This window comes from Candidatus Hodarchaeum mangrovi, from assembly GCF_975850365.1.
In genome coordinates this window covers 1-12,520 of sequence record NZ_CDLCQJ010000041.1, presented here as the reverse complement: position 1 = coordinate 12,520, position 12,520 = coordinate 1, and the positions used below count along the sequence as shown (strand labels likewise).

The following is a 12,520-nucleotide window of genomic DNA, read 5'->3' as shown; positions in this document are numbered from 1 at the left end:
TTATACTCGGTCATAATATCGATGAACTCGCCTTAGAGGCAACTAAATATGGCATGTCAAAAGTATTCAAAGTAGATGATTCTCAATTTGAAGGAGTAAATATTTTATTCCATACACGTACAGTTGAAGCAATAATAAAACAAGAAAATCCTAATATTGTTGTTGCAGGTGCTAGTTTATATGCACAAGAAATGATGCCTCGTTTAGCTGCTCGATTTAATAATGCAATTTTTGCTTCTGTAAAATCCCTTAAAATCGATGCTGACAAAATAGAAGCAATTCATCCTCTCTTTGAAGAAAAATTGTATCATTAAATCGGGCAGCTAAACGAGGCATCATTTCTTGTGCATATAAACTAGCGCCTGCAACGACAATATTAGGATTTTCTTGTTTTATAATTGCTTCAACTGTACGTGTATGGAATAAAATATTTACTCCTTCAAATTGAGGATCATCTACTTTGAATACTTTTGATATGCCATATTTAGTTGCCTCTAAGGCGAGTTCATCGATATTATGACCGAGTATAACACCAATTGTCTCGACTCCAAGACCTTTCACGGCAGTTAAACATTCTTTTGTGACTCCAATTAATTTTCCATAAGCAAACTCTAAAACTACTAGTACTTTTGTCATTCTTTTCACCTCTATTTATATGCTCCAATATTAAGTCCTTTTTCCTTGAGTTTAGTCACTAGAGTGGAAACCATATCAGGGATATCTGCATCTTTAATGATTATACACTTCTCAGTTCGAGCAGGAGGAACTTCAATTTCATCAAACTTTACACTTGGCTCTGAAACCTGTACCTCAAGCTCGTTAACCTGCCAAATAGGAACAACTGTCTTACTCGCAAGCATAATTCGACGGACACTGGTATAACGAGGTTCTTCATAATCACCAGTACTCGCAATACTGAGAACAGCAGGAAGTTCAAGCTCAACTGTTCTGGTTCCGCCTTCTATAATCTTATCTACCTTGACCTTTCCACCATCAAAAGAAATTTTCTCAACCCAACAGGCAACAGGAAGATCCAAAAACTCTGATACCATGGGGGCCATAGTCGCAGTTCCAAAGTCATAACTTTGCATACCAAATAGAAGAAGGTCATAGTTTCCAATTTTTTTAGCTGCAGCGGCTAGAATTTTAGCAACTTGAAAAAAGTGAGTTATTTTCTCATTAGAATTATCAATTCTGATTGCCTCATGGCATCCCATTGCTATAGCTTCTTTTACTACTTTATCTGCCATTTCAGAACCTAGACATACTATAGTTACTTTGCCTTCACCTTTTCCTTCGACAATACGAAGGGCAGCTTCAATAGCGTGTTTATCATAATTGTTAGTCATGACATCAGCTTTATCATCTCGATTTCCTGGATGAATTTCATCAGGATCAAGAGGCGCATTTCGATCAAGCGTTGCTTTTACAAAAACTATTATATTCATTACTTGTTACCTCCGGTTTTTTTTATTTTTGAGCACGTTCCAATGCACCACGACCAATAATGGTCTTTTGCATCTCTGAAGTACCTTCATAAATAGTCAATACACGAGCATCTCGGAATAAACGCTCCACACGATATTCACGTGAGTACCCATAACCCCCATGAATTTGAACTGCATCATAAGTTACTTTTTGAGCTATCTCAGTAGCATAATATTTTGCCATTGACGATTCGTTTCGTGTATCTTCTCCTAAATGCTTCATATGAGCTGTGTTCAAATAACTTAAACGAGCTTGATGAACACTTGTTGCCATATCTGCTAAAGTAAAATTAATTGCCTGATGATATCCTATTGGCTTTCCAAATTGTACTCGTTGAAGCGAATAGTTGATACTTTCTTGAAGAGCGGTTTCAGCAATCCCAACAGCTTGAGCTGCTATCCCAATTCGACTAGATGCTAAACTTCCAAGAATAAGGCGAAATCCATCATTTTCTTGTCCTAATAAGTTATCTTTGGGAACTTCAGCTCTATCTAAAGCGATCTGTGCAGTAATTGATCCATGTAAACCCATTTTTTCCTCAATACGAACAGTTTCCAAACCATCCTTAGCAATTTTAGGATCTATTATAAAAGCACTAAGGCCCCTTGGTCCCTTATCTTTATCTGTAACAGCAAAAGTAATGTAAGTCCCTGCTACCCCTCCATGAGATAACCAAATCTTATTCCCAGTTAAAAAGTACGAATCCCCTTCTTTTTCTGCTTTTGTTGAGACTGCAGAAATATCAGATCCAGCATTAGGTTCAGAAAAAGCCATAGCACCTATTGCATCACCTGATCCAAGAAGAGGTAGGTATTTTTCTCGGGCTACATCCGTTCCGAAGTTTTTAATAATTTCTATGTTCAACCCCTGACTCGGAAAAAACATAGAAAAGGCTAAAGATGCTCTTGCCATTAATTCAATGATTGCAGTCCAAAGAGTATAACTTAAACCAAAACCATTATAGTCTTCTGGAACAATAATTGAAAATAGATCATTCTGTTGACATTTCTTATATAATTCCATCATTCCAGAAGGAAAGGATACGATCTTTGTTGCAGGATCAAAATGAGCCCCCTCAGAATCCCAATCCTGCTCTTTTTCTATGATTTCATTCATAGCTAAATCATAAACCATCTCTAGTATCATATCATTTTGTTCTTGTGATTGCTTGTCAAAATTAAAAGTTTTCAATATCTTCTTTATTTGCTTCATCTAACTGACCTCTAATAATAGAAGAAGTAGAATTCTAACAAAAGAGTTTAAATCAAACATTTCTAGTGTTATTTCTAAGTTGTAAAGAACTGTGTATAAAGTTTTATGGGGTCACGACATAATTACATATGAGCAAGATTGGTAATCTAATAATCCTAAAACTGTATTAAAAGGAGAAAAACTAGAAAAGTATAAGTATTTTCAAACAGATGGAAAATATTCTTAATGACTTTTAATTTGCTCTGATATCATTTTTTTTTGGCTAGTTTTGCGATCGTTTTTTTCCTTTTCTTGATGATCTACACTGGAAATAATCTCTTTTGCGAGTATCAGAAAAGCTTCATCCACATTAATTTGATCTTTGGCAGAGGTCTCAATATAGTGAATTTCAAAGCCATTTTTTTCTCTAACGAGCTTGGTGAGCTCAGCTGCATATTGTTGTCCATGTTTGGAAGCAACTTGATTAGGAAATGCTGGATTCCCTCTTAGATCACATTTTGCACCTACAATGATTAGAGGTAACTTCCCTCTTCCATTAAAATCCCAGTAATTTTTAATCCATTCTACTAAATTCATGTAGGATTCCTGATTGGTTATATCAAAGAAGCACAGAGCACCAACTGCACCCCGATAGTATAAATCACGTACAGCTTTAAACCTAGGCTGGCCTGCGAGATCCCAAATTTGAAATTTAATGATATAATTCTTTTTAGTAGGCGAAAAATAAAAATTAATCTCTTTAGAAGCAAAATCTGCGCCAATAGTCATTAAATATTCAGTCTTAAAGCCTTCACCCAACCAAGCACGGCGGAGAGCTGTCTTACCAACACCACCATCGCCAATTAAGACGATTTTTGCTCGTAACTTTTCTCCTAGAATTTTACGCGATGTTGATCGATCCGCCATGTATTATACCTCAAAATTAAACTCTTTTATCAACCACGAAGGAAAAAAAGAGTCCTATTTCTGGAATGTCTTCTGTCTAAAAGCCTTAGCTCCTACTCGTAATTTTAAGTAAATGCCCTTTATAAGCTATTCGTTTTAGATTACAGTGGGAGGCGTATTTAAAAACACTACTTGTCTTTTTATCAATAAAAAATACATCAATCAAAGATTATAATTAGGAAAGTATAAAATTAGAAGTTTTTACTTTGATACCATAAAATCAAAGAGGTTATACCCATGAATACTGCAGTAATAACGAGTTTAGTGAGAACTCCTATGGGGAAGATGTCTGGCGCGTTTTCAAATACTCCTGCTGCTCAACTGGGAGCAATAGCTATTAAAGAAGCAGTCAAGAGGTCGAAATTAGACCCCGTAGATATAAACCATGTTATAATGGGACAAGTAATTTCTGCGGGGTGTGCACAAAATACCGCACGACAAGCATCTATTTATGCAGGACTACCTGTTTCGACAGGAGCCATCACAGTCAATAAAGTATGTGGTTCTGGAATGGCAGCTGTCATGTGGGCTGCTCAAATGGTTAAACTCGGAGATATGAAGGCAGTTATTGCAGGTGGAACAGAAAACATGACAATGGCACCTTATCTTCTGATGCAAGGGCGTCAAGGATATCGCTATGGGAATAATAAGCTAATTGATGCAATGTACCATGATGGCTTATATGATATTTATAATGATATGGCAATGGGGAACACTGGGGATATTGTAGCAGAACGTTTTAATATTAGTCGAGAAGAAATGGATGAATTTGCTTATAACTCTCACCAAAAAGCTCATGAAGCAACAGAAAAAGGTAAATTTCGGGATGAGATTGTACCAGTAGAAATTAAAGATCGAAAAAAAGGTACAATAACTATTACAAAGGATGAAGGTATAAGACCTAATACAACATTAGAGGCATTAGCAAAGTTACCTCCAGTATTCAAAAAAGATGGAAAGGTGACCGCAGGAAATGCCTCCCAGATTTCAGATGGTGCAAGTGCATTAGTAATAATGTCTGAAGATTATGCAAAAGAAAAAGGTATTCCAGTTCAAGCCAAAATAACAGCATATGGAACAAATGGGACAAAACCAGAATGGGTGATGGAGGCTCCAGTTGAAGGAGTTAAACAACTTCTCACTAAGACAGGATATTCAGTTAATGATTTTGATTTAATTGAACATAATGAGGCATTTGCATCAGCAAGCTGTGCAGTAAGAAATAATTTAGGCATCCCATCAACTAAATTCAATGTCAATGGTGGAGCTGTTGCTTTAGGTCATCCATTAGGAGCCTCGGGAGCAAGAATTATTGTAACTTTGTTCCATGAATTAGTGAAACGTAATGGAAGAAGAGGCCTTGCTACAATCTGTCTTGGTGGAGGAGAAGCGATGACAATGATAATTGAAAGGTGATTCATGGATTCTCCTTTTTTCATTTGATTTTTGAACTAGCTCACTCGTTTTTTTATCTTATATTTACTTAATACTCTGTAGTGATATTTCAAAAAAGGAGTGAACAATTTCATTGCCACTTTTATCAAATATTTAAATGAAAATGTAAAAGTATTACATAATTATTAACGATTCATTTCGGGTTGTATTTGGTGACAAACTAATGGGTTTAAACACGATTATCGAAGTAGTGAATCTCACGAAGGAATACCACTCTAAAAAAAGGTTAGGACTATTTAAAACTCAAAAAAACGTTGTTCATGCACTAAAAGGATTAAATTTTAATGTAGAACAAGGTGAAATCTTTGGATTACTTGGTCCCAATGGAGCAGGGAAAACTACATTAATAAAAATACTAACAACGTTACTACTCCCAACTAAAGGAACAGCTAAAGTTAATGGATATCTTCTTGAGCAGGATAAGGAGATTAAATCGTCCATTGGTGCAATGCTCATGGGAGAACGCGGATTATATTGGAAATTGACAGGAAGAGAGAATCTGGAATATTTTGGGGCATTATATCATGTCCCAAAGCGAATAAGACAAGACAGAATCCAATCACTTATTAGTCTTCTTGAATTGGATAAGCTAGCAGATAGAACAGTAGAAACATATTCTTCAGGACAGAAAATGAAAATGGTTTTTGCCCGAGCTTTAATTAATGATGCTCCAATCTTAATGTTAGATGAACCTACTAATACTTTAGATGTAAAGGAAGCCCGTCGACTCCGAAAGATTGTTAAAGAACAAAATGAAGACTATAATAAAACTATCATATTTTGTACACATCTTATGCATGAAGCTGAGGAATTATGCCATAGAGTTGGCATTATCGATCATGGCCAAATTATTGCACTTGATCAACCTAGTAAATTGATAAATAGTTTAGAAGAAAATGATATTCTTAAGATTGAAGGACAAATCCCTGATATAGCCATACAAATAATTCAGGACCTACCAAGGATATTATCAGCAAATATTCTAACCAAACGAGTAAACAATGGGTCAACTGAAGAAAAACCTTACCTTAACGTAGTTTGTAAAGACAGTCGCCAAGCCCTACCTGAAATTATTACTGCATTAAACAATCATGGAGCAATAATAAGGAATATTGATAAGAAAGATACAACTCTTGAAGATGTTTTTGTTAATATCACTGGCCGATCTTTAATGGATGACACAAGACTAGAGAAATCGGTAAATTAAGAAGGTAGGTTTCAAATTGTCTCTCTTATCGTCAAAAGTAGGTCTCAGAGAACATCTAGGGGTTGTATGGGGTACATTTATTGTCCGAATTAAGACTATTTCCCGATATAAAGGAATGCTTTTCATGGACATCCTGATGCCCATTCTTTTTGCAGCTATGCCTATTTTACTCGGCCAGGCTCTTGCAGGATCTATATCTGCTGCTTCAGATAATTTTGAACAAAATACAGGATTAATTGGGGCAAATTATGTTGCTTTTATTATTATAGGAGCGAATGTCTTCTCGACAGTGACTACTTCTCTTTGGTTGTTTGGATTTTTCATCCGAAGAGAACAGACACTAGGAACTCTAGAATCTTTATTTATGACTCCTGCTCATCAAATTACTATTTTGGCAGGATTAACTTTGTATGTAGAAGTTAGATCAATTATTACCTTCACAGCTGGTTATTTTTTTGGCTGTTTACTTTTTAACATAAACCCTCTACAAGGTCAAGCAGGATTAGCATTTGGTATTTTGCTTATTGGACTAATCCCTATATATGGCCTTTCTTTCTTATTAGGAGCACTTATATTAAAGATAAAGCAGGCCAATTCTTTATTAAATACCTTTCAATGGTTTCTAGGGATAATTATGGGTGTATTCTTTCCCATAACAGTCCTCCCTGTTTTTTTTCAAATCTTTGCTTATGTTTTCCCAGGTTTTTGGTTGAATTATAGCATTCAAGCTGCTTTAATGGATTTAAAATGGTTTTTCTTCAATATATATGGTCATCTTGCCATTATTTTTGCTTTTGCTTTAATTTGCCCATTAATTGGTTACTGGATTTTTGCTAAGGCAGAGGCAAGAAGTAAAAGCGGAGAAGGTATAGGACAGTTCTAGGAGGAAAAGAAATGGTATTGTCAATAGAGGAACAATCAAAACTTCATGGGGTTAAAGCATGGTGGTATCAGTTTCTAGCAATGACCAAGAAGGAATTTATTGTCTTAACTCGCTATAAATTCTCATTTATTATGAGCTTTTTACAGGTAATGGTCATTATGTTTATTTTTACATTTGCAGCGATAATATTGACTCCACCAGATAAAGCATCATATGGAGTGGGATTAATGTTTTATTCTTTTGTACTTTTCATGTTTTTTTCGACTGCGTTATGGGATATTGGTAATTCTCTCCGTGAAGAACAATACCAAGGAACTCTAGAGTCCCTTTTTATGGCTCCAATCAATTATTTCTCTAGCCTAATCTCCCGAATATTATCAAATGTGTTATGGACAATTCTGAACATATTAGTCAGTTTTATATTTATAGCTCTTGTTTTTGGCCGATTACCTATCGGAAATCTATTAATGGGAATGATTATTTTACTTTTGAGTCTTTTTGTTTGTTTTGGATTCGCTTTTGGCTTTGCGGGGTTAGCTCTAAGATATAAAGAATCAATGAATACTTTAACGAATTTTCTGCAGTTTATGGTCATGATTGTTTGTGCTATGTTTTTCCCTTTCTCAGCTCTACCAGAAGTGATTCAATGGATAGCCCGAATTATACCACTATCCTACTGTGTTGATTTATTTAGGACCACAATGATAGGAATTTCACCTGAACTTTTACCCTTTGAATGGGAATTTGGAATAATATTCCTCTCTGCAATCTTATTACCAATTTTGGGAGTAATTTTTTTTCAAAAAACTGTGAAAACTGCAAAAAAAGAAGGAACCATTGCTGAGTATTAGAATAGAGAGCTAGGGAAAAGGAGTTAAATAACGCTTACAAAAGATTTGTGAACCTCCCAAAAAAAAGCAATTAAAGGAATAAAAAAATCCTACTGATTGTGATAAAAATCCAATTCAAAATCCTATAAGAAAAAAGAATAAGTTAACAAAAATACTTTTTAGTTGAGAAAAAAAAATGCTAGGAAAAAAATAGCTCAAGATCTCCTTAAATCCCTTAGTATGAATAAAAATATAATATTAATTCGGAAAATAGAATAGTGTTTAATCAATATGCATTCCAATATAGTGATTTAGCCAAGGACATCCAATAGGATTGAATTCAGCACCTACATTACATTGTTCAAGGTAATCACAAATTAGACAGGGAGAATCCCAAGGTTTAGTAAGAATAGGATAGTTTTCAAGTAGTAAGATTTCATCCATAGACAACATTTCTTCCTCAAGATAAACCTAAATCAGTTATTGAATCGTTTACTTATGAGAATATTTCTTTTTCTCAAAAAATTACTTAAACCAAAAAATAAGAAATTCTTTTTAATAATTTTAAGAACGATCAAAAGAAAAAACACATTTAGAACAGGAAAATCTGCTCTCTAAAATAATAGAAGAACCCTTGAACTTCACATATAAGTAAAATTTGCCACATTAGGTGAAAAAAATGGTACTTTCAGGTGTATTTATTTTCCCACACGGAAGTTTGATCTTGAATCCCACAAAAAAGGGAGTAAGTAAATCAGTAAAAACTCTCAACCATAAAATGATAGAAATAGCAGGAAATATAAAAAATTTAGATCCTAATTTATGCATTTTAATCACTCCACATGGGATAAGTCTCTCTCATGATTATGGGTTCTATGTTAATGAAACTGCCAAAGGAACAGCGGAATGGGAAGGGGATTATGCAGAATACAAGACCCAAATTAGTCTAGATATAAAAAGAACAAATGAATTATATCAAAAGCTTCAAGAAAAAAAGCTTCCTTTAAGTACAATTACAGCCTTTACAAGTAGTGTTAATGCACCCCTAAGATGGGGTGAGGTCGTTCCATTATATTTTTTAGAAAAAATAAGCATGAAATATATTATTTTCTCACTTCCAACAAGACGATATTCTCAAATTAAAAATATGACCTTTGAATTACTTCAAATAGGCGATTCGTTGCGAGATTTTGCGCAAAAAAGTTCTGAAAAAGTTATTATAATTATTAGTGCAGATCTAGCCCACACTCATGATAAAAATGGTCCATATGGTTTTTCAGAGAAAGCAGAAGAGTTTGATCAAATAATTGAAAAATGGGTTAAAGAGGGAGGACAAGAAGACATATTACTAGATCAAGCAAGTAGTATTCTTGATGAAGCACTGGTTTGCGGATTCGCAGGGTTTATAATAGTCCAAGGAATACTGAAAAAAACACAATTAAGGTCAAACTTTTATTTAAGAGCACACCCCACATATTATGGAATGATGATCGCTAGTTTTATGTGAAAAGGCAGAAGTTACCCATTCCTAGTTAAATTGATTGTATCACTAAGAACAGATTTCCGAATAAGAGTATCTTTGGGAGTTCGTCGTTTTCGTGGATAATCTACTGTATAATGAGCCCCACGACTTTCTTTTCGATGGAAAGCAGATTCAATAATCATTTGAGCAACATCAGCAAGATCTCTCAACTCGATTAAATCAGAAGTAATCTTAAAATCCCAATAATATTGATTAATTTCATCCTGTAATAATCGAATGCGATTCATGGCACGACGAAGCCGTTTATCAGATCGAACAATACCAACATAATTAGTCATCATTAGACGGAGTTCCATCCAGTTCTGACTCACAACCACAGATTCCTCACTATCAACTGCATTACCTGTATCATGCCATGGAGAGAATAACCTAATAGGGCGATCCTTCTGAAGAAGTTGATTACATTCTTTTGCTGCAAAATGAGCCATAACTGCTGCCTCGAGAAGAGAATTAGAAGCTAAACGGTTAGCTCCATGAAATCCAGTACACGCACATTCGCCAATGGCAAAAAGATTTGGAATATCAGTTATACCAGAATGAGTAGCTTTTATTCCCCCAATAATGTAGTGAGCTGCAGGTACAATGGGAATAGGTTCTGATGTAATATCAATCCCCAAGGAATAACATTTTTGATAAATACCAGGAAATCGTTCTATTATTTGTTTAGAATCTTTGAATGAAATATCGAGAAAAAGATGATCAACGCCTGTACGTTTTAACTCAAAGTCAATAGCACGAGCAACGATATCACGAGGAGCAAGCTCCAAACGCGAATCATATTTCTCCATAAAACGAACTCCATTTTGATCTACTAAAATAGCGCCTTCTCCACGTAATGCTTCTGAGATTAGAAATGCCTTTGCATAAGGATGATACAGAAGAGTAGGATGAAATTGAACAAATTCCATGTTCATAACAGTGGCTCCAGCACGATAGGCCATAGCAATTCCATCTCCACTTGCATTATCAGGATTGCTAGTATAAAGAAATACTTTCCCTAATCCTCCAGTAGCTAATACAGTAACTTTTGCAGCTATATTCTTAACTAAATCATGGTCCTTGTCGAATATATATGCTCCTAAACACTTACCAGCACGTATTTTAAGATTTATTGCAATATGATTCTCTAAAATAGTAATATTGGCCTCTTTTTTTGTTTTTTGAGCTAAAGCACGGTGAATTTCAATTCCAGTTAAATCAGAAGCATGAACTACACGTCGATGTGAATGACCAGCTTCAAGGCCTAAATCAAAATCATTGGTTTTATTTTTAGAAAAATTAACCCCCCAAGAGGATAATTCGCGAATTCTTTCAGGAGCGGATTTAACCATCGTATCAACGATGGACATGTGACATAAACCATCACCTGCTATTATTGTATCCTGAATATGCTGATCAAATCCATCTCCTGGTGATAAAACTGCTGCAATACCAGCTTGAGCAAGCGTAGTTGCACAATCAGCTAATTTTGTTTTCGTAATTAACAATACTTTTGCAAATTTTGCTATTTTTAGACAAAACGAGAGCCCTGCAAGGCCAGATCCTATGACTAAAACATCACATGTTAATTCAGATGAATCAGAGTCCATAAACGCAGCCCTTTTCTTAAAAAATACTTGTTTTCTTCCCTTTAAATTTGTTTAATACTAAAAAATAATCAATATGAGCCTTTTCCCCTCGCAGACGGACATGTATATAAGATCAGATCATAAAAAGATCTTAGAATAAAAATAGATGACTAGATTTGCTTCAAAAAAAGTTATTTCTAGCAGTGAATTTGATTATTGTCCTTTGTTTGGCTGGATGCACGAGCTTTGAAACTACTGTAATGATATCTGAAGCACGATATTGGACTAACGCATCTGGAGAAATAATTTTAATCCAAGTAGAAGAAACTAATTTCTCAGCTCTTCTCAAATATGATGAACTGAATCTTTCCGATCTTGGTTTAATTTTCACACTCCCATATCAGAATAATTCTATATATGTCCCATATGCACCCCTTTCTCATTCAAAGTGGCTTACTTATTATTTAAATGCAGCAGAAAATAAAACTTACCCTTGGAATACATCTTATAGCCCACAGGGATCAAAATTTACTTATTCATACACTGCAAATGTTACTATTTTTGAGAATATTACTGGTGAAGAGTTATTATATGCTTATGAGATCCATGGAGATTATTATTTCGAATATAATGATACATATAACGCCTTTTGGCTAGATCGCTTTAAAATTCCTTACGAAAACCTCTCAAATTATTTAGATCAATTTAGTCAAGGAGGATATTATGTTTCTCAAAAATATCGTGTTTTATATGGGTTCTTAGTGTTAGATTCAATCCACTATACTCAGTTCTTTTTGTTTAATACCACAGGATTCTTAAAAGTAGGTTTCTTTGAATTTTACTGGGCAACAACGAATTAATATCTGGCATATCATCTCTGATTCCACATTGATTCATAAATTCAAAGCATTCTAATAGTAAATTATTTTAGAGTTAGACAATTGGAACTTGTTTTAGCTATAATTCCCCTTCCTCATTTATTAGATCCCATTCCATATATCTCAATTGTTTACTTCGTTCAGTAATTTTTTATAGAAACAATTATTTTATCCAAAGAATTGTTCGAAGAAATTTGATTCAAATAGCAACGGTAGAGTAACATTCATCTTTAGCAAAAAATACGAAAAATAATGTTCTCATAGAAGCAGCTAATAAATCATAAAAGGTACCTATGTGAACAGTCTGTATTGGATTCCAATGCACTTTAATAATGAGCATTTTAAGAGTAGTACAAATATCACTATAATCAAGGAGTCTAAATGCCAGTAATTCAGTAATAGGTTGAGATAGAATCTTTTCTACTATCAAATCTTTTACTAACTGTTGGTTTTTATTCATTGATGACCTCTTTATTTATAATAAAAGAAAATGGAGAAAAAATTAATATTC

The 12,520-nt window shown here is 34.4% G+C and carries 13 protein-coding genes and 1 pseudogene; 7 read left to right on the top strand and 7 right to left on the bottom strand.

Annotation, left to right across the window (positions count from 1 at the left end; all coding sequences use genetic code 11):
- Window positions 1-314 (top strand): annotated as a pseudogene (locus ACWVCY_RS04700) (hypothetical protein); the annotation flags it as partial.
- Here the strand turns inward: ACWVCY_RS04700 and ACWVCY_RS04695 are convergent.
- The 4 genes from ACWVCY_RS04695 to ACWVCY_RS04680 all read right to left on the bottom strand — a co-directional run bounded on the left by ACWVCY_RS04695 (window position 250) and on the right by ACWVCY_RS04680 (window position 3,606).
- On the bottom strand, window positions 250-636 hold the full coding sequence (locus ACWVCY_RS04695) for a hypothetical protein (RefSeq protein ID WP_455140688.1): 387 nt from the start codon (window positions 634-636) through the stop codon (window positions 250-252). The pseudogene ACWVCY_RS04700 and the gene ACWVCY_RS04695 sit on opposite strands and share 65 nt — an antisense overlap.
- An 11-nt stretch (window positions 637-647) precedes the next feature.
- Window positions 648-1,448: an electron transfer flavoprotein subunit beta/FixA family protein gene (locus ACWVCY_RS04690; protein WP_455140687.1), complete on the bottom strand. Its 801-nt coding sequence runs from the start codon at window positions 1,446-1,448 to the stop codon at window positions 648-650.
- A 22-nt stretch (window positions 1,449-1,470) separates the two neighbouring features.
- Complete coding sequence (locus ACWVCY_RS04685) at window positions 1,471-2,700, bottom strand: acyl-CoA dehydrogenase family protein (protein ID WP_455140685.1); 1,230 nt, start codon at window positions 2,698-2,700, stop codon at window positions 1,471-1,473.
- A 222-nt stretch (window positions 2,701-2,922) separates the two neighbouring features.
- Window positions 2,923-3,606, bottom strand: a complete 684-nt coding sequence (locus tag ACWVCY_RS04680) for a Rab family GTPase (protein WP_455140683.1) — start codon at window positions 3,604-3,606, stop codon at window positions 2,923-2,925.
- Window positions 3,607-3,882: 276 nt separating this feature from the next.
- Between ACWVCY_RS04680 and ACWVCY_RS04675 the strand changes: the two genes are divergently transcribed.
- The 4 genes from ACWVCY_RS04675 (at window position 3,883) to ACWVCY_RS04660 (ending at window position 8,041) form a co-directional block, all read left to right on the top strand.
- The gene (locus ACWVCY_RS04675) at window positions 3,883-5,061 is read left to right on the top strand and encodes a thiolase family protein (RefSeq protein ID WP_455140681.1); all 1,179 of its coding nucleotides are present in this window, start codon (window positions 3,883-3,885) and stop codon (window positions 5,059-5,061) included.
- A gap of 202 nt (window positions 5,062-5,263) precedes the next feature.
- The gene (locus tag ACWVCY_RS04670) at window positions 5,264-6,307 is read left to right on the top strand and encodes an ABC transporter ATP-binding protein (protein WP_455140679.1); all 1,044 of its coding nucleotides are present in this window, start codon (window positions 5,264-5,266) and stop codon (window positions 6,305-6,307) included.
- A gap of 16 nt (window positions 6,308-6,323) precedes the next feature.
- Window positions 6,324-7,190, top strand: a complete 867-nt coding sequence (locus ACWVCY_RS04665; RefSeq protein WP_455140677.1) for an ABC transporter permease — start codon at window positions 6,324-6,326, stop codon at window positions 7,188-7,190.
- An 11-nt stretch (window positions 7,191-7,201) separates the two neighbouring features.
- Window positions 7,202-8,041 carry an ABC transporter permease gene (locus ACWVCY_RS04660; RefSeq protein WP_455140676.1) on the top strand — a complete coding sequence of 280 codons (840 nt, stop codon included), beginning with the start codon at window positions 7,202-7,204 and terminating at the stop codon, window positions 8,039-8,041.
- Window positions 8,042-8,302: 261 nt separating this feature from the next.
- Here ACWVCY_RS04660 and ACWVCY_RS04655 read toward each other — a convergent pair whose 3' ends face one another.
- Complete coding sequence (locus tag ACWVCY_RS04655) at window positions 8,303-8,473, bottom strand: hypothetical protein (RefSeq protein ID WP_455140674.1); 171 nt, start codon at window positions 8,471-8,473, stop codon at window positions 8,303-8,305.
- 226 nt (window positions 8,474-8,699) lie between these two features.
- On the opposite strand from ACWVCY_RS04655, the gene ACWVCY_RS04650 reads away from it, so the two are divergent.
- Window positions 8,700-9,527 (top strand): DODA-type extradiol aromatic ring-opening family dioxygenase, encoded by an 828-nt coding sequence (locus ACWVCY_RS04650; RefSeq protein WP_455140673.1) that lies wholly within the window; start codon window positions 8,700-8,702, stop codon window positions 9,525-9,527.
- Window positions 9,528-9,538: 11 nt separating this feature from the next.
- Here ACWVCY_RS04650 and nadB read toward each other — a convergent pair whose 3' ends face one another.
- Entirely contained in the window at window positions 9,539-11,152 is a 1,614-nt protein-coding gene (nadB, locus tag ACWVCY_RS04645) for an L-aspartate oxidase (protein WP_455140671.1), read from the bottom strand.
- Between the two features lie 155 nt (window positions 11,153-11,307).
- Between nadB and ACWVCY_RS04640 the strand changes: the two genes are divergently transcribed.
- Window positions 11,308-11,991 carry a hypothetical protein gene (locus tag ACWVCY_RS04640; RefSeq protein ID WP_455140669.1) on the top strand — a complete coding sequence of 228 codons (684 nt, stop codon included), beginning with the start codon at window positions 11,308-11,310 and terminating at the stop codon, window positions 11,989-11,991.
- Window positions 11,992-12,208: 217 nt separating this feature from the next.
- Here ACWVCY_RS04640 and ACWVCY_RS04635 read toward each other — a convergent pair whose 3' ends face one another.
- Complete coding sequence (locus ACWVCY_RS04635; protein WP_455140668.1) at window positions 12,209-12,469, bottom strand: hypothetical protein; 261 nt, start codon at window positions 12,467-12,469, stop codon at window positions 12,209-12,211.
- Window positions 12,470-12,520: the final 51 nt, after the last annotated feature.

Bases quoted from the DNA above. Each gene is read 5' to 3' on its own strand.
- ACWVCY_RS04695 (WP_455140688.1), bottom strand. From the start codon at position 636: ATGACAAAAGTACTAGTAGTTTTAGAGTTTGCTTATGGAAAATTAATT.
- ACWVCY_RS04690 (WP_455140687.1), bottom strand. From the start codon at position 1,448: ATGAATATAATAGTTTTTGTAAAAGCAACGCTTGATCGAAATGCGCCT.
- ACWVCY_RS04685 (WP_455140685.1), bottom strand. From the start codon at position 2,700: ATGAAGCAAATAAAGAAGATATTGAAAACTTTTAATTTTGACAAGCAA.
- ACWVCY_RS04680 (WP_455140683.1), bottom strand. From the start codon at position 3,606: ATGGCGGATCGATCAACATCGCGTAAAATTCTAGGAGAAAAGTTACGA.
- ACWVCY_RS04675 (WP_455140681.1), top strand. From the start codon at position 3,883: ATGAATACTGCAGTAATAACGAGTTTAGTGAGAACTCCTATGGGGAAG.
- ACWVCY_RS04670 (WP_455140679.1), top strand. From the start codon at position 5,264: ATGGGTTTAAACACGATTATCGAAGTAGTGAATCTCACGAAGGAATAC.
- ACWVCY_RS04660 (WP_455140676.1), top strand. From the start codon at position 7,202: ATGGTATTGTCAATAGAGGAACAATCAAAACTTCATGGGGTTAAAGCA.
- ACWVCY_RS04655 (WP_455140674.1), bottom strand. From the start codon at position 8,473: ATGTTGTCTATGGATGAAATCTTACTACTTGAAAACTATCCTATTCTT.
- ACWVCY_RS04650 (WP_455140673.1), top strand. From the start codon at position 8,700: ATGGTACTTTCAGGTGTATTTATTTTCCCACACGGAAGTTTGATCTTG.
- nadB (WP_455140671.1), bottom strand. From the start codon at position 11,152: ATGGACTCTGATTCATCTGAATTAACATGTGATGTTTTAGTCATAGGA.
- ACWVCY_RS04635 (WP_455140668.1), bottom strand. From the start codon at position 12,469: ATGAATAAAAACCAACAGTTAGTAAAAGATTTGATAGTAGAAAAGATT.